Source organism: Ancylobacter novellus DSM 506 (assembly GCF_000092925.1).
GTDB lineage: Bacteria > Pseudomonadota > Alphaproteobacteria > Rhizobiales > Xanthobacteraceae > Ancylobacter > Ancylobacter novellus.
Map to the genome: position 1 here is coordinate 2,565,509 of NC_014217.1, position 17,450 is coordinate 2,582,958.

Annotated in this window: 20 protein-coding genes; 10 read left to right on the forward strand and 10 right to left on the reverse strand. The window is 68.6% G+C overall.

Annotated features, from left to right (window positions below; translation table 11 throughout):
* Positions 1-108 precede the first annotated feature (108 nt).
* Both SNOV_RS12195 and SNOV_RS12200 read left to right on the forward strand, forming a co-directional pair.
* Positions 109-324, forward strand: coding sequence for a cold-shock protein (locus tag SNOV_RS12195; protein WP_013167243.1), 216 nt, complete (start codon positions 109-111; stop codon positions 322-324).
* 99 nt (positions 325-423) lie between these two features.
* Positions 424-1,032 carry a glutathione S-transferase family protein gene (locus SNOV_RS12200; RefSeq protein WP_013167244.1) on the forward strand — a complete coding sequence of 203 codons (609 nt, stop codon included), beginning with the start codon at positions 424-426 and terminating at the stop codon, positions 1,030-1,032.
* A 96-nt stretch (positions 1,033-1,128) separates the two neighbouring features.
* Here SNOV_RS12200 and SNOV_RS12205 read toward each other — a convergent pair whose 3' ends face one another.
* Both SNOV_RS12205 and SNOV_RS12210 read right to left on the reverse strand, forming a co-directional pair.
* Positions 1,129-1,776, reverse strand: a complete 648-nt coding sequence (locus SNOV_RS12205; protein WP_013167245.1) for an outer membrane protein — start codon at positions 1,774-1,776, stop codon at positions 1,129-1,131.
* Between the two features lie 385 nt (positions 1,777-2,161).
* Positions 2,162-2,773: an outer membrane protein gene (locus SNOV_RS12210; RefSeq protein WP_013167246.1), complete on the reverse strand. Its 612-nt coding sequence runs from the start codon at positions 2,771-2,773 to the stop codon at positions 2,162-2,164.
* A 318-nt stretch (positions 2,774-3,091) separates the two neighbouring features.
* On the opposite strand from SNOV_RS12210, the gene SNOV_RS12215 reads away from it, so the two are divergent.
* On the forward strand, positions 3,092-3,868 hold the full coding sequence (locus SNOV_RS12215; RefSeq protein WP_013167247.1) for an SDR family oxidoreductase: 777 nt from the start codon (positions 3,092-3,094) through the stop codon (positions 3,866-3,868).
* A gap of 4 nt (positions 3,869-3,872) precedes the next feature.
* Here the strand turns inward: SNOV_RS12215 and SNOV_RS12220 are convergent, their stop codons facing one another.
* Both SNOV_RS12220 and SNOV_RS12225 read right to left on the reverse strand, forming a co-directional pair.
* Complete coding sequence (locus SNOV_RS12220; RefSeq protein WP_013167248.1) at positions 3,873-4,817, reverse strand: DMT family transporter; 945 nt, start codon at positions 4,815-4,817, stop codon at positions 3,873-3,875.
* A gap of 201 nt (positions 4,818-5,018) precedes the next feature.
* Positions 5,019-5,852, reverse strand: coding sequence for an FkbM family methyltransferase (locus SNOV_RS12225; RefSeq protein WP_013167249.1), 834 nt, complete (start codon positions 5,850-5,852; stop codon positions 5,019-5,021).
* A 122-nt stretch (positions 5,853-5,974) separates the two neighbouring features.
* Between SNOV_RS12225 and uvrC the strand changes: the two genes are divergently transcribed.
* From uvrC to SNOV_RS12245, 4 genes are all read left to right on the forward strand, one after another.
* Positions 5,975-8,038, forward strand: a complete 2,064-nt coding sequence (gene uvrC, locus SNOV_RS12230) for an excinuclease ABC subunit UvrC (RefSeq protein ID WP_013167250.1) — start codon at positions 5,975-5,977, stop codon at positions 8,036-8,038.
* Positions 8,039-8,194: 156 nt separating this feature from the next.
* Entirely contained in the window at positions 8,195-8,824 is a 630-nt protein-coding gene (pgsA, locus tag SNOV_RS12235; RefSeq protein WP_013167251.1) for a CDP-diacylglycerol--glycerol-3-phosphate 3-phosphatidyltransferase, read from the forward strand.
* Entirely contained in the window at positions 8,824-9,075 is a 252-nt protein-coding gene (gene moaD, locus SNOV_RS12240) for a molybdopterin converting factor subunit 1 (RefSeq protein WP_013167252.1), read from the forward strand. Before pgsA ends, moaD begins: the two co-directional genes overlap by 1 nt.
* A gap of 15 nt (positions 9,076-9,090) precedes the next feature.
* Entirely contained in the window at positions 9,091-9,549 is a 459-nt protein-coding gene (locus SNOV_RS12245) for a molybdenum cofactor biosynthesis protein MoaE (RefSeq protein WP_013167253.1), read from the forward strand.
* Positions 9,550-9,615: 66 nt separating this feature from the next.
* Here the strand turns inward: SNOV_RS12245 and SNOV_RS12250 are convergent, their stop codons facing one another.
* Positions 9,616-10,503 carry a branched-chain amino acid aminotransferase gene (locus tag SNOV_RS12250; protein WP_013167254.1) on the reverse strand — a complete coding sequence of 296 codons (888 nt, stop codon included), beginning with the start codon at positions 10,501-10,503 and terminating at the stop codon, positions 9,616-9,618.
* A gap of 247 nt (positions 10,504-10,750) precedes the next feature.
* Here SNOV_RS12250 and SNOV_RS12255 point away from each other — a divergent pair, with 247 nt between their 5' ends.
* The 3 genes from SNOV_RS12255 to SNOV_RS12265 are packed head-to-tail and all read left to right on the forward strand — an operon-like array spanning position 10,751 to position 13,496.
* Positions 10,751-11,335, forward strand: coding sequence for a MarR family winged helix-turn-helix transcriptional regulator (locus SNOV_RS12255; RefSeq protein ID WP_013167255.1), 585 nt, complete (start codon positions 10,751-10,753; stop codon positions 11,333-11,335).
* Between the two features lie 14 nt (positions 11,336-11,349).
* Entirely contained in the window at positions 11,350-12,096 is a 747-nt protein-coding gene (locus SNOV_RS12260; protein ID WP_013167256.1) for a response regulator, read from the forward strand.
* Between the two features lie 17 nt (positions 12,097-12,113).
* The gene (locus tag SNOV_RS12265) at positions 12,114-13,496 is read left to right on the forward strand and encodes an ATP-binding protein (RefSeq protein ID WP_013167257.1); all 1,383 of its coding nucleotides are present in this window, start codon (positions 12,114-12,116) and stop codon (positions 13,494-13,496) included.
* A 150-nt stretch (positions 13,497-13,646) separates the two neighbouring features.
* Here the strand turns inward: SNOV_RS12265 and SNOV_RS12270 are convergent, their stop codons facing one another.
* The 5 genes from SNOV_RS12270 to SNOV_RS12290 all read right to left on the reverse strand — a co-directional run bounded on the left by SNOV_RS12270 (position 13,647) and on the right by SNOV_RS12290 (position 17,339).
* Positions 13,647-14,000 carry a tRNA-binding protein gene (locus SNOV_RS12270; RefSeq protein WP_013167258.1) on the reverse strand — a complete coding sequence of 118 codons (354 nt, stop codon included), beginning with the start codon at positions 13,998-14,000 and terminating at the stop codon, positions 13,647-13,649.
* Positions 14,001-14,038: 38 nt separating this feature from the next.
* Complete coding sequence (locus SNOV_RS12275; RefSeq protein WP_013167259.1) at positions 14,039-14,821, reverse strand: TetR/AcrR family transcriptional regulator; 783 nt, start codon at positions 14,819-14,821, stop codon at positions 14,039-14,041.
* A 111-nt stretch (positions 14,822-14,932) separates the two neighbouring features.
* Positions 14,933-15,757, reverse strand: a complete 825-nt coding sequence (gene proC, locus SNOV_RS12280) for a pyrroline-5-carboxylate reductase (RefSeq protein ID WP_041782230.1) — start codon at positions 15,755-15,757, stop codon at positions 14,933-14,935.
* 564 nt (positions 15,758-16,321) lie between these two features.
* Positions 16,322-16,819, reverse strand: a complete 498-nt coding sequence (locus SNOV_RS12285) for a type III secretion system chaperone family protein (RefSeq protein ID WP_013167261.1) — start codon at positions 16,817-16,819, stop codon at positions 16,322-16,324.
* Between the two features lie 232 nt (positions 16,820-17,051).
* The gene (locus SNOV_RS12290) at positions 17,052-17,339 is read right to left on the reverse strand and encodes an accessory factor UbiK family protein (RefSeq protein WP_013167262.1); all 288 of its coding nucleotides are present in this window, start codon (positions 17,337-17,339) and stop codon (positions 17,052-17,054) included.
* Positions 17,340-17,450: the final 111 nt, after the last annotated feature.

Genomic DNA, 17,450 nt, shown 5'->3' on the forward strand with positions numbered 1-17,450 from the left:
GCCGGAGCCCTGCCCCCGCTCGTCATCATCCGGCATCGGTCTTGCTTTACCCTGCCCAGTCGAAGGCACCGGCGGACGGGAAACCGTCCGAGGGTAAGGAGCAGGCGCATGGCGACCATGGGTACCGTCAAGTTCTTCAACACCGAGAAGGGTTACGGCTTCATTCGTCCGGACGACGGCGGACGCGACGTGTTCGTGCATGTTTCGGCGGTCACGCGCTCGGGGCTCGGCACGCTGGCGGAAGGGCAGCGCGTGAGCTTCGAGGTCGAGCCCGACAAGCGCGGCAAGGGGCCGAAGGCCATCGACCTCCAGCTGGCCGACTGATAAGTCAGCGCCGAAGCTGCGGCGTCCCGCCGCGGCGGGCCGGGCCGTCGCGCGCATGTCACGCCGGGGCGTCCCCGCCCGGAACAGGCGTCGTGCCCGATGAAGCTTCGCTCCTCCGCCCCCTCGCCCTTCGGCCGCAAGGTGAAGATCGGTGCCGTGCTGTGCGGCATCCATCTCGACGTCGAGCAGGCCGACACCACCAATCCCGCCGATTCGCTGCGCCAGCAGAACCCCTTGGGCAAGATTCCGGTGCTGCTGCGGGACGAGGGCGGGCCGCTCTACGATTCCCGCGTCATCCTCGAATATCTCGACATGACGGCCGGCGGCGGGGTCATCGTGCCCGCGAGCGGCGAGCCGCGCTTCGCCGCGCTGACCATGCAGGCGCTGGCCGACGGGCTGATGGACGCCGCCCTGCTGCAGGTCTACGAGGCCCGTTTCCGTCCCGCCGAGATCCGCAGTGACAGCTGGCTCGACCATCAGGCCGGCAAGGTGACGCGCTCGCTCGCCGTGTTCGAGGCGGCACCGCCGCCGCGCGCCGAGGTCACCGCCGCGGCCGATGTCGGCGAGATCGCGCTGGCCTGCGCGCTCGGCTATCTCGACATGCGCTTCGCCGGAAACTGGCGCGCCGACCACCCCGCCCTCGTCGCCTGGCTGGACGCGTTCGCCGCACGCGTGCCTGCTTTCGAGGCAACGCGCCCGAAAGGCTGACCGAAACACCCGCCGCCGCGACAAGAAAAAAGGCCCCGGACTTGGTCCGGGGCCTTCGTTCAGGCGGAAACGCTCGGGCGTCCGTCAGGCTGATCGTCAGAACTTGTAGTTGATGCCCGCGCGCACGACGTTGGCGGTCAGGCCGCTCTTGTCGCCGATGCTGGCGTAGTAGTCGTCGCCGAGATCCATGTAGAGGTACTCGGCCTTGACGGTCCAGTTGTTGGTGAAGGCGTACTCGACGCCGCCGCCGACCGTCCAGCCCACCGCGGTCTTGTCCGAGGTGAGGCCGAGCAGCTTGTCGTTGACCTCGGTGTGGCCCCAGGCCAGACCGCCGGTCACGTAGGGCAGCACGTTGCCGAAGGCGTAGCCGAGGCGGGCGCGCACAGTGCCGAAATAGTCCATCTTGGACTCGAAGCCGAGGCGCTCGTCCTTGATGTCGGAGCCCTGGAAGTCGGCTTCGGCGCCCAGCACGACATTGTTGTCGAACTGGTAGTTGAAGCCGATCTGGCCGCCGCCGAGGAAGCCGTCCGGATCGAGGCCGAGGGTCTCGGCGCCTTCCTGGCCCGAACCCCAGGCATAGCCGGCGTTGGCACCGAGGTAGAAGCCGGTCCAGCTGAACACCGGCTCGGCGATGACGGCCGGCGGTGCCTTGACCGGGTAAGGCTGCGCCATGTCCGCGGCGAAGGCCGGCGCCGCAGCGAGAAGGGCGATGGCGGCCACGCCCGAGCTGATGATCTTCTTCATGGGGTTCACTCTCCCAAACACAGGAACGCAATTCAGTTCGGGGGGTGAAGTAGAGGCCCAGCTGGGCATGTCGAGGGCCGGAATGCGGCGGAATCGGTCGCCGCGGGAGACGCGCGGATGACGCAAAGCCCGCCAGATGGCGCGCAAAGCCGCGCGAGCGCTCGATTTCGGGAGGTAAAATCGCCAATCACAAAAGCGTGTCATGCGCAACAATTTTGCCATGATCGCTGAAAGATCAATCTGCACAGTTGCGAAAATAGCACATAATCGAGCCCCTCACGGCAAAAGGGCCCTCCAAACACCAGCGGCCGCGGTCTCCATTCCGGAAGACCGCGGCCGCCAATTCAGGTTAGGCCGAATATGGCGGCAAAGGCCGCCCGCCGGCTCAGAAGCGGTAGTTCACGCCGGCGCGGATGACGTTGCTGGTCAGGCCGACATCGCGCGGGCCGGTGAAGGTCGCGTAGGTCTCCTCGCCCATGTCGAGATAGAGGTACTCGCCCTTCACGCTCCAATTGTTGCCGAGCGCATATTCGGCGCCGGCGCCGACGGTCCAGCCGAAATGGTTGCGGTCATTCGTAAGGCCGAGCAGCTCGTAGCTGCCGGCGCCATAGGCGAAGCCGCCGGTGCCGTAGACCAGGAACTGGTCGAAGGCGTAGCCCACGCGGGCGCGCACCGTGCCGAAATAGTCGAGGCTGAACACCGAGCTCGACACGTCGGCATACTGGAAGTCGGTCTCGACGCCGAGCACCAGCGGGCTGCCGGCGCCCTGCCAGTTATAGCCGGCCTGCAGGCCGCCGATGAAGCCGTCGATGTCGCCGGAGAAATCGGCCTCGCCAAAGCCATAGCCGGCATTGGCGCCGATATAGAAGCCGGTCCAGGTGAAGACCGGGGCCGGCGCATAGGCGGCGACCGGCGGCGGATAGGACAGGTCGGCCGCGGCGGCCGGCGTGCCCAGCAGGGCGACCAGTCCGAGCCCTGCAAGCATGTTCTTTTGCATTTTCGTCTCCTAAATCTCGTCCAGGTCGCAGCGGCGCGCGACGGCGCCCTTGCGGCGTGAAGTAAGCTGAGATTCAGATAAATCCATGAGCAGAATCTTAGATGATCGCGAAAGAATATATTATGATTAACGAAGCGTTTATTATTTATTTTGCGTAAACATCACTGGTATTTGAATCCGCTTCTGGAATATTTACTTACCGCCTGCTTGAAAGCGCACGACGATCAGCGATTTGTTGGTGAACGGTCGGTTAACGCCCGCGCACCGCCCGAAAACGCCCCCATGGACGGTATTTCATTTGCAGCGCATGAAAGCGCCATGGACAAAACCGCCGCTCCCTCCCCTTCCCGGCCCGTCGCGCTCGTCACCGGCGGCGCGGTGCGCATCGGCCGCGCCATCGCGCTGCGTCTGGCGGCGGAGGGCTATGACGTCGCCGTCCATGTCCGCCGTCCCGGCCCGGAAGCCGACGCGGCGCGCGCCGCGCTCGAGGCCGCCGGCGCCCGCGCTGCGGTGGTCGCGGCCGAGCTCGCCCATGCCGAGGAGGTCCGGCAGGTGATCCCGCAGGCCGTCGCCGCGCTCGGCCCGCTCTCGCTGCTGGTCAACAACGCCTCGGAGTTCCATCCCGACGCCGTCGGCTCGCTGGAGCTCGGGCTGTGGGACCGGCAGTTCGCGGTCAATCTGCGCGCGCCGGTGTTCCTCACCGAGGCCTTCGCCGCGCAGGTGCCCGAGGGCGGCACCGGCGCCGTCGTCAACCTGATCGACCAGCGGGTGCTGAAACCCACGCCCGCCTGCCTGTCCTACAGCCTGACCAAGAACGCGCTGTGGGCGGCGACGAAGATGCTCGCCCAGTCGCTCGCCCCACGGATCAGGGTCAACGCCGTCGGGCCGGGGCCGACGCTGGCCAATGAGCGCCAGAGCCGTGAGGACTTCCTGCGCCAGACCTCCTCCGTGCTGCTCGGGCGCGGCCCGCTACCGGAGGAGATCGCGCAGGCGGTGCTTTTCCTCGCCCATGCGGCGAGCGTCACCGGCCAGATGATCGCGGTCGACGGCGGCCAGCACCTCGCCTGGCGCACGCCCGACGCCGAGGCCGATTAGCGGATCAGCGGATCGCCCGCCGCCGGCTGTCGCTCAGCGTGAACCAGCCGATGCTCACCAGCACCATGGCGGCGCCGGCCAGCTCGATGCCGCTCACGCTCTCGCCGAGGATCAGCACCGCCAGCACCATGGTCACCACCGGGCTGACGGTGGAGATCATCGAATTGGCCTGCGCCGAGATGCGCTTCAGCGCCGCGTTCATCAGGAAGCTCGGCAGCACGGTGGCGCCGATCGCGATCATCACCGCCAGCATCAGCCCGTGCGGCGAGATCGCCAGCGCGTCGAGCGGGCGCACGACCACGAACTGGCCGATGGAGACCACCGAGGCCGATATCATGGCGATGCAGGTGAACAGCGCCGAGCCGATGCTCTTCAGAAGCCGGCTCGCCATCAGTTGGTAGAGCGCGAAGGTGATGGCGGCGGCACCCACCCAGAGCGAGCCGTGCACCGTGTTGGTGGCGTTGGCGGAGAAGTTCTGCGCGAAGATCAGCGCCAGGCCGGAATAGGCGGCGGCGAAGGCCCACAGCGCCTTCATGCGGATCGGCTGGCCGAACAGCAGCGCGCCGAACAGCACCACGAACAGCGGATAGGTATAGAGGATCAGCCGCTCGAACGAGGCGGAGATATGGGCAAGGCCGAGGAAGTCGGCATAGCTGGAGAACCAGTAGCCCAGCGCGCCGACGAACAGCGACTGGAGCACGATCCTCAAGCCCGGCAGCGCCTCGCCCTTCGCCCGCATCTGCGCGATCGCGATGCCGCCGATCACCAGATAGAACGGCAGCGAGAACGCCATGCGCAGCGCCAGCAGCGTCTCGGGGTCGATCCCCTCGGCATAGGCGAGCTTGATGATGATGCCCTTGGAGGCGAACAGGACCGCCCCGGCGGCGCCGAAGGCGTAGCCGGTCAAGGGTGGCGCGGGACGGGGAGCGGCGTCGGCGAGACTGGACATGATGCACTTCCAGTAAACCGTTTCACCGCAGCGCGCATCTTGCGCCCGCGCATGACAGCCCGCCATCCTGCGCGGCGCTTCCTTACGTCAGCTCGGAGCCTGACCCGATAATGACGCATCAGGCCGTCATCCCCGGGCCAAGCCCGGGGATGACGGAGCTTATGGTGCGACCGGCACGCTGGAGGCGTTTCAGCCACGTGCTCAGGCGGCGGTGCGCAGGCTCACGCTGCCGGGCGTCCAGCCGGCGAGGTCCGCGCGCTGCTGCGCCCGCGCGGTGAAGACGAAATTGTTGACGTAGCCGAAGGGCGCCCGCGCCGCCGTGCCCTCCGCGTTCAGCGCGTCGAGCCGCTGGTGGATCGCGGGATCGAAGGTCACGACCGGATGCATCCCGTCGGCGAGCGCGAAGAACCCCTCATAGCCGAGCGGCTCCAGCCGCTCGCGCAGCGAGGCGAGCGCGCCGGGGCGGTGGCGTTCCTCGGCCTCGACCAGCAGGGTCGGCCGGTGGGCGGCCAGCAGCCGGCCCGCGCCGTCCAGCACCTTGGCCTCGTGGCCCTCGACGTCGATCTTGATGAAGTCGACCGGCCCGTCGACGCAGTCGTCCAGCCGGCGGCGGTGCACCCGGACGTCGCGCACCGCCTCGTCGAGCCCGGTGAGCGCCCCGTCCAGCGTGGCGAGGGGCGCGTGGTCGTGGGGAATGTGCAGCACCGCCTCGTCCTCGGCATCGCCGAGGGCATAGCCGCAGAGCGTCAGCCGCCCTTCCTTCAGCGCCCGGCCGAAGCGGTAGGAGAGCACGCGCACCATGTCCGGATTCGGCTCGAAGGCGGTGACACGCACGCCGAGCCGCAGCAGCCAATAGGTGAACAGGCCGCGATTGGCGCCGACATCGAGCGCCGTCTCGCCACGCTTCACCAGCAGCGGCAGCAGGTTCAGCTCGCTGGCCGGGTTCGCCGCGGCCCTCCAGTCGGCCGGGATGCTGGCGAGGGCAAACAGCCGCGGCGCGCGAATCGCGCCTTCGGCCTTCCATGAAGCGAGCACGACGGCCCTCCGAAACGAGCCCCCGCTAACCCGCATCCGAATGCCGCCGGTTCTAGCATGCCGGCACGGGGCTCGTAAGGCCGCCCCTGTTCGCGCGGCCCGCGAATCCGTATCTAGGGGGCATGATCGCCCGACCGAACCGCGACGCCCCCGATCTCGACGCCGACGATGCCGACATCGCCGAGATCGAGGAAGACGTCGCCCTGCTGCCCGAAGAACCCGAGGAAGCCGCGCCCGCGCCGGGCTCGGTCGCGACCGGCCGCGCCGCCATCGCCCGCGCCATCAAGCACGCGCCCAACGGGCCGGGCGTCTACCGCATGATCGGCCCGGACGGCGGCGTGCTCTATGTCGGCAAGGCCAAGAGCATCAAGCGCCGCATCGTCGCCTATACGCGCCCCGCCGGGCTGACCGCGCGCATCATGCGCATGGTAGCGGCGACCGCCGAGATGGAGTTCGTCTCGACCGGCACCGAGACCGAGGCGCTGCTGCTCGAAGCCAACCTCATCAAGCAGCTCCGCCCGCGCTTCAACGTGCTGCTGCGCGACGACAAGTCCTTCCCCTACATCCTCATCACCCGCGACCACGTCTCGCCGCAGATCACCAAGCATCGCGGCGCGCGCAACCGGCCGGGCGACTATTACGGGCCCTTCGCCTCCGTATGGGCGGTGAACCGCACCATCAACGCGCTGCAGAAGGCGTTCCTGGTGCGCTCCTGCTCGGATAGCTTCTACGAGGCCCGCACGCGGCCCTGCCTGCTGTTCCAGATCAAGCGCTGCGCCGGCCCCTGCACCGGCGAGGTGAGCCACACCGACTACGCCGAATATGTGCGCGAGGCGCGCGACTTCCTGTCCGGCAAGAGCCGGGCGGTGAAGGAGCAGATGGCGCACGAGATGCAGGAGGCGTCCGAGGCGCTGGAATTCGAGCGCGCCGCCGCGCTGCGCGACCGGCTCGCCGCGCTCTCCGCCGTGCAGGGCACGCAGGGCATCAATCCGCGCTCGGTCGAGGAGGCGGACGTCTTCGCCATCCATCAGGAAGGCGGGGCGACCTGCGTGCAGGTGTTCTTCTTCCGCACCGGCCAGAACTGGGGCAACCACGCGCTCTATCCGCGCGCCGACCGCGCCCTGGAGCCGGGCGAGGTGCTGGAATCCTTCCTCGCCCAGTTCTACGAAGACAAGCCCTGCCCGCGGCTCATCCTGCTAAGCCACGACGTCGCCGAGCGCGAACTCTTGGAAGAGGCGCTCTCCACCCGCGCCGGCCACCGCGTCGAGATCGCCACGCCGAAGCGCGGCGAGAAGCGCGAGCTGGTCGAGCACGCCTTGCAGAATGCGCGCGAGGCGCTCGGCCGCAAGCTCGCCGAGAGCGCCAGCCAGGCCCGCCTGCTCGACGAGCTCGGCCGCGCCTTCGGCCTCGAACAGACGCCGAAGCGCATCGAGGTCTACGACAACAGCCATATCATGGGCACGAATGCCGTGGGCGGGATGATCGTCGCCGGGCCGGAGGGCTTCGCCAAGAGCCAGTACCGCAAGTTCAACATCCGCTCCGCCGACCTCACGCCGGGCGACGATTACGGCATGATGCGCGAGGTCCTGATGCGCCGCTTCTCGCGGCTGCTGCGGGAGTCCCCGAAGCCGGTCGTCACCGTCGCCACCGATGGCAACGACATGGCCGACGATGCCACCGGTGACGTCCAGGATGTCACCGAAGATGCCACCAGCGATGCGGCCTCTTCCGCCTGGCCCGACCTCGTGCTGATCGACGGCGGTCCCGGCCAGCTCAAGGCGGCGCAGGAGACCCTCGCCGAACTCGGCGTCAGCGACGTTCCGCTCGTCGGCGTCGCCAAGGGGCCGGACCGCGACGCCGGCCGCGAGACCTTCTACCAGCAAGGCCGCGAGCCCTTCCGGCTGGAGCCGCGCGACCCGGTGCTCTATTTCGTCCAGCGCCTGCGCGACGAGGCGCACCGCTTCGCCATCGGCTCGCACCGAGCCCGCCGCAAAAAGGACATCGCCCAGTCCGGCCTGCAGGAGATTCCCGGCATCGGCCCGACCCGCAAACGCGCGCTGCTGCACCATTTCGGCACGCTGAAAGCCATCGAGCGTGCCTCGCTCGCCGACCTCGAAGGCGTGCCGGGCGTGAACGCCGCCACCGCGCGGGCGGTCTACGACTTCTTCCACACCAAGCCGGCGTGAAAGCGAATCACATCCATCGCGTCACGCGGAAGCCACAGCCGCGTTCCACCATGGCGATGGGATGACGGTGGAGTGACGTGCCGGCCAAGGTCGGCGCGAGGCGATTGACGTTCCCTGCCTGCGTGTTTACCTGCCTGTGATGGGAGCCGGCGAGCCATGGTCGATGTCACAACCCAGCAGAGGATGCCGACCGAGGTGAAACGGGGTCACGCACTCGCGCTGCCGAACCTGCTCACCTATGGCCGCTGCGTGGCCGTGCCGCTGGTGGCAGCCTGCCTGTTCTGGTCCGACATATTGGAAGGCGGGCTGTGGCTGCGCTGGGTGGCGCTGGCGCTCTACATCGTCGCCGCCATCACCGATTTCTTCGACGGCTATCTCGCCCGCGTCTGGTCGCAGCAATCGGCCATCGGCCGCATGCTCGATCCCATCGCCGACAAGCTGCTGGTCTCGACCTCGCTCCTGATGCTGGCCTCCGACGGCACCATTCGCGGCTGGTCGCTCTGGGCCGCCATCGTCATCCTGTGCCGCGAGATCCTGGTCTCGGGCCTGCGCGAATTCCTTGCCGAGCTGCGCGTCTCCGTGCCGGTCACGCGCCTCGCCAAGTGGAAGACCACGGCGCAGCTGGTCGCGGTCGCGGTGCTGCTGGCAGGTCCGGCGGCGGACAAGCTGGTGCCCGGCATCACCCTGTTCGGACTGATCCTGCTCTGGATCGCGGCGCTGCTGACGCTCTATACCGGCTGGGATTATTTCCGTGCCGGCGCCCGCCACCTGATCGAGGACGAGTAGTGAAGGTGCTCTATTTCGCCTGGGTGCGCGAGCGCGTCGGGCGCGAGACCGAAGAGATCGCGGTGCCGGAGGGCGTGACCACGGTGGCCGACCTCGCCGCCTTCCTGAAGGATCGTGGCGAGGGATATGCGCGGGCCTTCGAGAATCCGCGGGTGGTGCGCGCCGCGCTCGACCGCCGGCACGCCAAGCCGGATACGCCGCTCGCCGGCGCACGCGAGGTCGCGTTCTTCCCGCCCATGACGGGCGGCTGATCCAGGGAGGGTGAGATGTTCACCGTCCGCATCCAGTCCGAGGATTTCGATGCCGCCGCCGAGGCCGCCGCGCTCACCCGCGGCCGCGCCGATGTCGGCGCCGTGGTGACCTTCACCGGCCTCTGCCGCGCGCAGGACGCCCCCGGCGGCGCGCCGCTGATCGCGCTGACGCTGGAGCATTATCCCGGCATGGCGGAGGAGGAGATCCGCCGCCTGATCGAGGAAGCCGGCACGCGCTGGCCGCTGCTCGGCGCCACGGTGATCCACCGCTACGGCCGGATGGTGCCGGGCGACAACATCGTGCTGGTGGTCACCACGTCCTCGCACCGGGGCGCCGCCTTCGAAGCCGCCGAGTTCCTGATGGACTGGCTGAAGACCCGCGCCCCGTTCTGGAAGCTGGAGGAACGCGAGGACGCCAGCAACTGGGTCGCCGCCAAGGATGCCGACGACGAGGCGGCGGAGCGGTGGGGATAAGGCGCCGCAAATGAAAATGCCGGCCCGAAGGCCGGCATTTCGCTTTCGTGTTCAGGACGGAGAAGCTTAGGCCGCCGCCTTCTTCGGCTGCACCTCGGCCATGTAGTCCTCCATCAGCGTGCGCGTGACGGGGCCGGGCTGGTAGTGGCGGCCGGCGATCTCCGAGACCGGCGTCACCTCGGCAGCGGTACCGGTGATGAAGCACTCGTCGAAGCTCGGCAGCTCCTCCGGCATGATCGCCCGCTCGATCACCTCGTAGCCGCGGCGCTTGGCCAGCTCGATCACCGTCTGGCGGGTGATGCCGTTGAGGAACGCGTCGGCGATCGGCGTGTGGATGACGCCGTCCTTCGCGAAGAAGATGTTCGCGCCGGTGCATTCGGCCACGCGCCCGCGCCAGTCCAGCATCAGCGCGTCGGCATAGCCCTCGCGCTCGGCGGCATGCTTGGAGATGGTGCAGATCATGTAGAGGCCCGCCGCCTTCGAGGTCGAGGGCGCGGTCTGCGGGTCCGGACGGCGATACTTCGCCTCGCCGATGCGGATGCCCTTCAGGCGCTGCGCCGGATCGAAATAGCTCGGCCATTCCCACGCCGCGATGGCGAGGTGGATCTGGTTGTGCTGCGCCGAGACGCCCATCATGTCCGAGCCGCGCCAGGCGACGGGGCGGATATAGGCGTCGGCGAACTTCTGGCGCACCAGCAGTTCACGGCAGGCGGCGTTGATCTCGGCCTCGCTGTAGGGAATCTCGAAATCGAGCAGGCGCGCGCTTTCCTTCAGGCGCGTGGTGTGCGCCTCGAGCTTGAAAATCTCGCCGCCATAGGCGCGCTCGCCCTCGAATACGCAGCTGCCGTAATGCAGCCCGTGGGTCAGCACATGGACCTGGGCATCCTGCCACGGCACGAAGGCGCCGTCGTACCAGATCCAGCCGCTGCGTTTGTCGAAAGGTTCGCTTGCCATGGTTGTCTCCCATACGGGCCCCGACGCCCATGGAGACGTCGCGGCCCCTCTTTTCCTTCAGCATGGCGGCTTCGGCTTATCCGCGAGCAAGCAATATTTTTGCCTCGCAGCCGAAGTCCCGTTATCGTTCGCCGCCCGACCGGCGGGCGTGCAATCGTTCCGTTTTCGAGAGCATCGAGGGCCGAGGCCGAACGATCCTTTCGCCGAACGGGACATCTGGGTAACGATCATAACGAAAAAAGTCAACATGGCTGACATAAATGTCTCGATGACGCCGCGCTCCGGCAAGAGCGAATCCGCCCCCTCCCCGCGCCCGGCCGGCGCCGCGGAAGGCGAGCCGATGCTCGACCTCATCGAGCTTTTGTTCTTTGCCTACAGGAACTTCGTCAGCGACCCGGACGAGATCCTGCAGGGCATCAGCTTCGGCCGCGCCCATCATCGCGTGCTGCATTTCGTCAGCCGCCACCCTGGTATGCGCGTGACGGACCTCTTGGACATACTGCGCATCACCAAGCAGAGCCTCGGGCGCGTGCTGCGCGAGTTGGTCGAGCAGGGCTTCATCGACAGCCGCGCCGGCGCCTCCGACCGCCGCCAGCGGCTGCTCTACCTCACCCCCAAGGGCGAGGCGCTGGCGCAGGAATTCGTCGCCATCCAGTCCCGCCGCCTCCGCCGGGCGCTGGAGGAAAGCGGGCCGGATACGCGCGAGCTGGTCCGCCGCTTTCTTGTCGCCATGATCGACCCGGAAGATCGCGGCGCGATCGAGAAGCTGATCGCCCGCGCCGACCAGGCGAGCGAGGCGCGCAGCATGGCGCGCATGCGCTCCGCCGGCTGACGAAAGGCGCATACATGCTCGACGCCAAGCTCGACACGAAGCTGTCCGAGGATGCGAGGATCGCCCGGCCCATGCCTGCCGACGACGCCTTCCACCTGCTGATCGTCGATGACGACCGGCGTATCCGCGACCTGCTGTCCCGGTTCCTGACGGAGCACGGCTACCGCGTCACCACGGCGGAATCCGCCGCCGACGCCCGCGCCCGGCTGGCGGGGCTGACCTTCGACCTGCTCATCCTCGACGTGATGATGCCCGGCGAGAGCGGCTTCGAGCTCGCCCGCGCCGTGCGCGAGGGCTCGGGCGTGCCGATCATGATGCTCACCGCCCGTTCGGAGACCGGCGACCGCATCGAGGGGCTGGAGATCGGCGCCGACGACTATCTCGCCAAGCCGTTCGAGCCGCGCGAATTGCTGCTGCGCATCGGCAACATCATCAAGCGCGCCGTGCCCCCGCCGGCGCAGGCGATCGAGACCGTGCGCTTCGGGCCGTTCATGTTCCATCTGGCCCGCGGCGAGCTGACCCGCGACGGCGAACTGGTCCGCCTCACCGACCGCGAGCGCGACATGCTGCGCGTGCTCGGCGAGAAACCGGGCGAGACCGTGCCGCGCCAGGCGCTCGTCGCCCCCGGCGTCGCCGCCGGCGACCGGGCGGTGGACGTGCAGGTCAACCGCCTGCGCCGCAAGATCGAGCGCGATCCCGCCAACCCGGCCTATGTCCAGACCGTGCGGGGCCTCGGCTACCGGCTGGTCGTCGCCCCTTGAGCGTGCTCGAGACGCATATGGTCGGGGCCGCGCGGGAGCGGCTGCGGCTCACCCAGAGGCGGATGCGCGAGAACAATGCCCGCTTCGGCGCCTGGTTCAACCGGGTGATGCCGAAGGGGCTGTTCGCCCGCTCGCTCATCATCATCATCACCCCGATGGTGATCCTGCAGTCGGTGCTCGCCTTCGTGTTCATGGAGCGGCACTACAACACGGTGACGCGCCGCCTTTCCGCCGCCGTGTCGCAGGACGTCACCGCGCTCGCCGACCTCGCCGCCACCTTCCCGACGCCGGAGGAACGCGAGCGCATCAAGCGCATCGCCCAGATCGCGATGGGGCTGACGATCGACTTCCTGCCCGACGAGCGCCTGCCGCCGCCGGGGCCGAAGCCGTTCTTCTCCATTCTCGATTCCGCCTTCACCACCGAGCTCGGCAAGCGGCTGCGCCGGCCGTTCTGGACGGACACGGTCGGCAACTCCAACCTCATCGAGGTGCGGGTGCAGCTGGAAGGCGGGGTGATGCGCGTCTTCGCCCGCCGCAGCCAGGCCTACCTCTCCAACTCGCACATCTTCCTCGTCTGGATGGTCGGCACCTCGCTGGTGCTGCTCTTCGTCGCCATCCTGTTCCTGCGCAACCAGATCAAGCCGATCGAGGCGCTGGCCGACGCCGCCGTCGCCTTCGGCAAGGGCCGCGACGTGGTCGGCTTCCGCCCGCGCGGCGCGCGCGAGGTGCGCGGCGCGGCGCTCGCCTTCCTGGAAATGAAGCGGCGCATCGAACGGCAGATCGAGCAGCGCACCACCATGCTGGCGGGCGTGTCCCACGACATGCGCACCATCCTCACCCGCTTCAAGCTGGAGCTGGCGCTCATCGGCGACACGCCCGACACCGAGGCGCTGCGCAAGGACGTCGACGAGCTGCAGAGCATGCTGGAGGCCTATCTCGCCTTCGCCCGCGACGACACCGGCGAGACGCCGGTCATGGCCGATGTTGGCCAACTGCTCGACGAGGTGCGCTACAATGCCGAGCGCCACGGCGCGAAGGTCGCCGCCGGCTTCACCGGCGACCCGATGGTGATGATCCGCCTCGACGCCTTCCGCCGTTGCGTCACCAACCTCGTCAACAATGCCCGCCGCCACGGCACGCGGGTCGAGGTCGCCGGGTCGCGCGACGAGCGCTGGCTCACCGTGACGGTGGACGATGACGGGCCGGGAATCCCGCCCGAGCGGCGCGACGACGTGTTCCGCCCCTTCGTGCGGCTCGACGAGGCGCGCAACCAGGACGCCGGCGGCTCCGGCCTCGGGCTCACCATCGCCCGCGACGCCGCCCGCTCGCACGGCGGCGACGTCATCCTCGGCGACAGCCCGCTCGGGGGCTTGAGGGCGACGGTGCGGATTCCGGTCTGATAGCGTCATCCCGGACGGTGCAAACCACCCTCTCGCCCTCATGGCTGGGCTTGACCCGGCCACCCAGACTTTCGACCGGGTGCAGGCGGAAAGACTGGATCCCCGGGTCAAGCCCGGGGATGAGGGAAGATCAAATTGCGCGTCAGGCCCTCAGAACAGCCGCGCGCCGTTCGGCACCGCGTGGTCGGGCTGGAACAGCACCACCGCGCCGTCCTCATCCGGGAAGCCCAGCGTCAGCACCTCGGAGATCGCCGGCCCGATCTGGCGCGGCGGGAAGTTGACCACCGCCGCCACCTGCCGGCCGATCAGGTCTTCCGGCGCGTAGTGCACGGTGATCTGCGCGGTCGACTTCCTGCAGCCTATGTGCGGCCCGAAATCGATCACCAGCTTCAGCGCCGGCTTGCGGGCCTCGGGGAAGGGCTCGGCCTGCATGATGGTGCCGACCCTGATGTCCACCTTGAGGAAATCGGCGATCGAGATCGCTTCCAGCGGCGCAAGACTCACGGATCACTCCTCACGATTCACTTCCTGGGCAACATCCCTCACGCCGCCGCCGGGGCTTCCGGCGGTGCATCCTTCGTAGCCCGGCGCCCGCGCCGCCCGCAGGTGGCGAGATGCACGGCGCCTTCGAGCAGGCCCAGCATGCGCTCGCCCCGGTCGAGCTCGCGGTCGAGCGCGGCCATGGTCTTGGCGAGGCTCGGATCGTCGTCGTGCAGGAAGGTCTGGCCGACGCGGGCGAACAGGAGCGCCAGCCCCTGCGCGCGCACGGCGCCCTTCAGCCCGGCGGTCTCGATCTTCGCCGCCGCCAGCATCCATTGCTGCGAGCGCGCCGAGAGCCGGTTCAGCGCCAGCGCGAAGAACGGGTTGCGCCGCGCCGATTCCGCCAGCGAGCGGATCGCCGCCCGGTGCGGGGTGAGCACGTCGAGCCGGCGCATCAGCACGTCGAACAGGCGGTCGCGCGCCGGCTGGTCGTCCATGTCGTCGCCGGTGGTCGCCAAGACCTTGCGGTCGGTCTCGCGCAGGAAGGCGGAGATCATGTCGAAGGTCGAGCCGAAGGAATTGCGCAGCTCGGCCAGCGGGATGTTGGCCTGCGCCGCCACCTCGCCGAGGCTGATGCGCTCGAACGGCTTCACCGCCAGCAACTGGAGGAAGCTCTCGACGATTTTTGCGCGCGGGTCGGTCCCGACGGACCCAATATCGCCGGTGCCGGCCGTGCTCGCACCGGACGTTGTGCCAGCCTTGCCGGCGCCTGTCCTGCTGGCGCGGGGCTTCGCGGTACCGGTCTTGCCCGCGGACGTCGCTTTCGTTCCGGGAGAGCGTGCCATGGTGACCTCCTGTCCTGAACGTCGCCTGCACTAGTACTTAAGGCGCAGGAGCGGCAAGGAGAAGGGCAGTCCGCCCGCGCCGCCTTGATGCGGCGCAAGCGGAGGCCGTTTTCAGCCGGCGAGCTCGCGCGAGCGCCGCGTCGCCGCCGCCACCGCCTCGGTGAGCAGCGGGCCGAAGCCCTTCGTCTCGTCCATCAGCACCTCCAGCGCCGCCGCCGTCGTGCCCTTGGGCGAGGTGACGTTCTTGCGAAGCTGCGCCGGGTCGATGCCGGTCTGCCGCATCAGTTCGCCCGCGCCGGCGACGGTCGCGCGCGCCAGCCGGTCGGCCATGTCGGCCGGCAGCCCCGCCGCCGCGCCGGCCTGCGCCAGCGCCTCGGCGAGCAGGAACACATAGGCCGGGCCGGAGCCGGAGACGGCGGTGGCGACGTCGATCAGCGCCTCGTCGTCGACCCATTCCACCCCGCCGGTGGCGCGCAGAAGCGCGTCGGCGATGCTCATCTGCTCCGGCGTCACCGCCGCGTTCGGCACCGCCACCGTCACCCCCCGCCCGATGGCCGCCGGGGTGTTGGGGATGGCGCGCACCACCGAGATGCCGGGCGGGAAGGCGGCTTCGAGGAATCGAATCGTCCGCCCCGCCATCACCGAGACCACCAGCGTATCCGGGTTGGCGAGCGCGGCGACGCGCGGCAGCACGTCGGGGGCGACCTGCGGCTTCACCGCCAGCAGCATCACCGAAGGCGGCGAGCCGTTGAGCGGGTTCAGCGCGACACCGCGCGCCTCGATGAGGGCGGCGACCTCCGGCGGCGGGCCGGGATCGATCACCGCCGCGCGCGCCGGATCGAGGCCGAGGCCGATCCAGCCTTCCAGCATGGCGCCGCCCATCTTGCCGGCGCCGACGAGCAGCACCCGGCCGGGAATGTCGGAGAGAGTGGCCATCATCGTCCCCCATGCCAAACGCAGGCCGCGCTCTATGCGGACCGTCCTGACGGCCTTGTGCCGGGGCGCCGCGGCTTTGGCAATGGGGAGGACGACTTCCAAGAGAACGCCGTCATGGCCGGGCTTGACCCGGCCATCCACGGACTTGTGCCGTAGGAAGGGAGAGTGGATCCCCGGGTCAAGCCCGGGGATGACGTTATACTTCTCCACGCCGTCATCCCGGACGGCCGTCAGGCCGATCTGGGATCGCTTGCAGGAAAAGAGCGGCACGCGATCATGGTCCTGCGCCTCCCCCAATACGCCCTCATCCTGAGGTGCCGCCGCAGGCGGCCTCGAAGGATCGTCGCTCAAGCGCGCCCGGACGAGCATCCTTCGAGGCCCGGCCTTTGGCCGGGCCTCGAAGGATGAGGGCGTATGGGGGCGATGAGGGTCACGGTAATGCCCCCTCAGGCCGGGCTTGGCCCGGCCGTCCACGACTTGTGCCGCGGAAAGGAAGACATGGATCCCCGGGTCAAGCCCGGGGATGACGGCAGTATTAGTCGAGGCGTCGGCGGCCGCCCGGCCTCACGCCTCGCCGACGGTCTCGAACAGCGTGGCGTCCATCGCCTCGCGGGCGGACTTGCCGGCCCAGACGACGAACTGGAAGGCGGGGAAATAGCGCTCCACCGCCTCGATGGCGCATTCCATCAGCACTTCGCACTGGCGATCCGTCGCCTCGGCGCCGGCGAGCAGCAGCGCGTGGCGGAACATGATCACGCCTTCCTTCGACCAGAGGTCGAAATGGCCGATCCACATCTGCTCGTTGATCAGCGAGAGCAGGCGCAGCACCTCGGTCTTGCGCTTCTCCGGCACCTTGAGGTCGAAGGCGCAGGCGACGTGCAGCGCCTCCACCTCGTCCATCCACTGGAACGAGATGTGGCAGTCCGTCCACCGCCCTTCCAGCGAGATGGTGATCTCGTCCTCGGCCGAACGCTCGAACGACCATTCGTTGAGCGCAGCCATGCGCTCGACAAGGTCCAGCGGGTTGAGGCGGGTGTCGGTTTCGAAATCGGTATAGGTCATGCTCGACCTCGCGAGGGTGGGCGCGGAGGGGGTCGAACGCAATCAACGCAGCCGTTTATCCGGCAAAGCATTCGAGAATCGAACGAATCGCCTTCTCTCCGACTATATCGCGCTGAATCCGTACCTCGCTACGACCGTTGGGCCATGGCCCGCTTTAATTGCGGCGCATGGCGGAAAGGTGTCGGGATTCGCAGGGTTGCCGCAAGCGCGCAGGCGCTGCGTCCACAGGGGTTCAGCCGAGCGAATCCGGCGGGTCGATCGTCGCTTCCAGTTTCTGCTCCTTCGCCTCCAGCGCGGCGATGCGGGCGGCCAGCCTCTCATTCTCCTCGCGAGCGGCGGCGGCGAGCTCCTTCACCGTCTCGAATTCCTCGCGGGTGACGACGTCGAGCTCGCGCAGGATGCGCTCGGCCTGCGCACGCATCACCGTCTCGGCCTCGCGGCGCACGCCGGTGGCGACGCCGGCGGCGTCGTTCATCAGCCGGGCGAAATCGTCGAAGATGCGGCTGGTGGTCTGGGTCATGGTCGGCTCCCGACTTGAGGCAGGTACAATGCCTCGCCTTTAGCGGGAGAATGGGGCGCCGCACCCGCCTTAGCAAGGGCGGCGGCGGCTTGTCCCCGGCTGCGCCTTGAT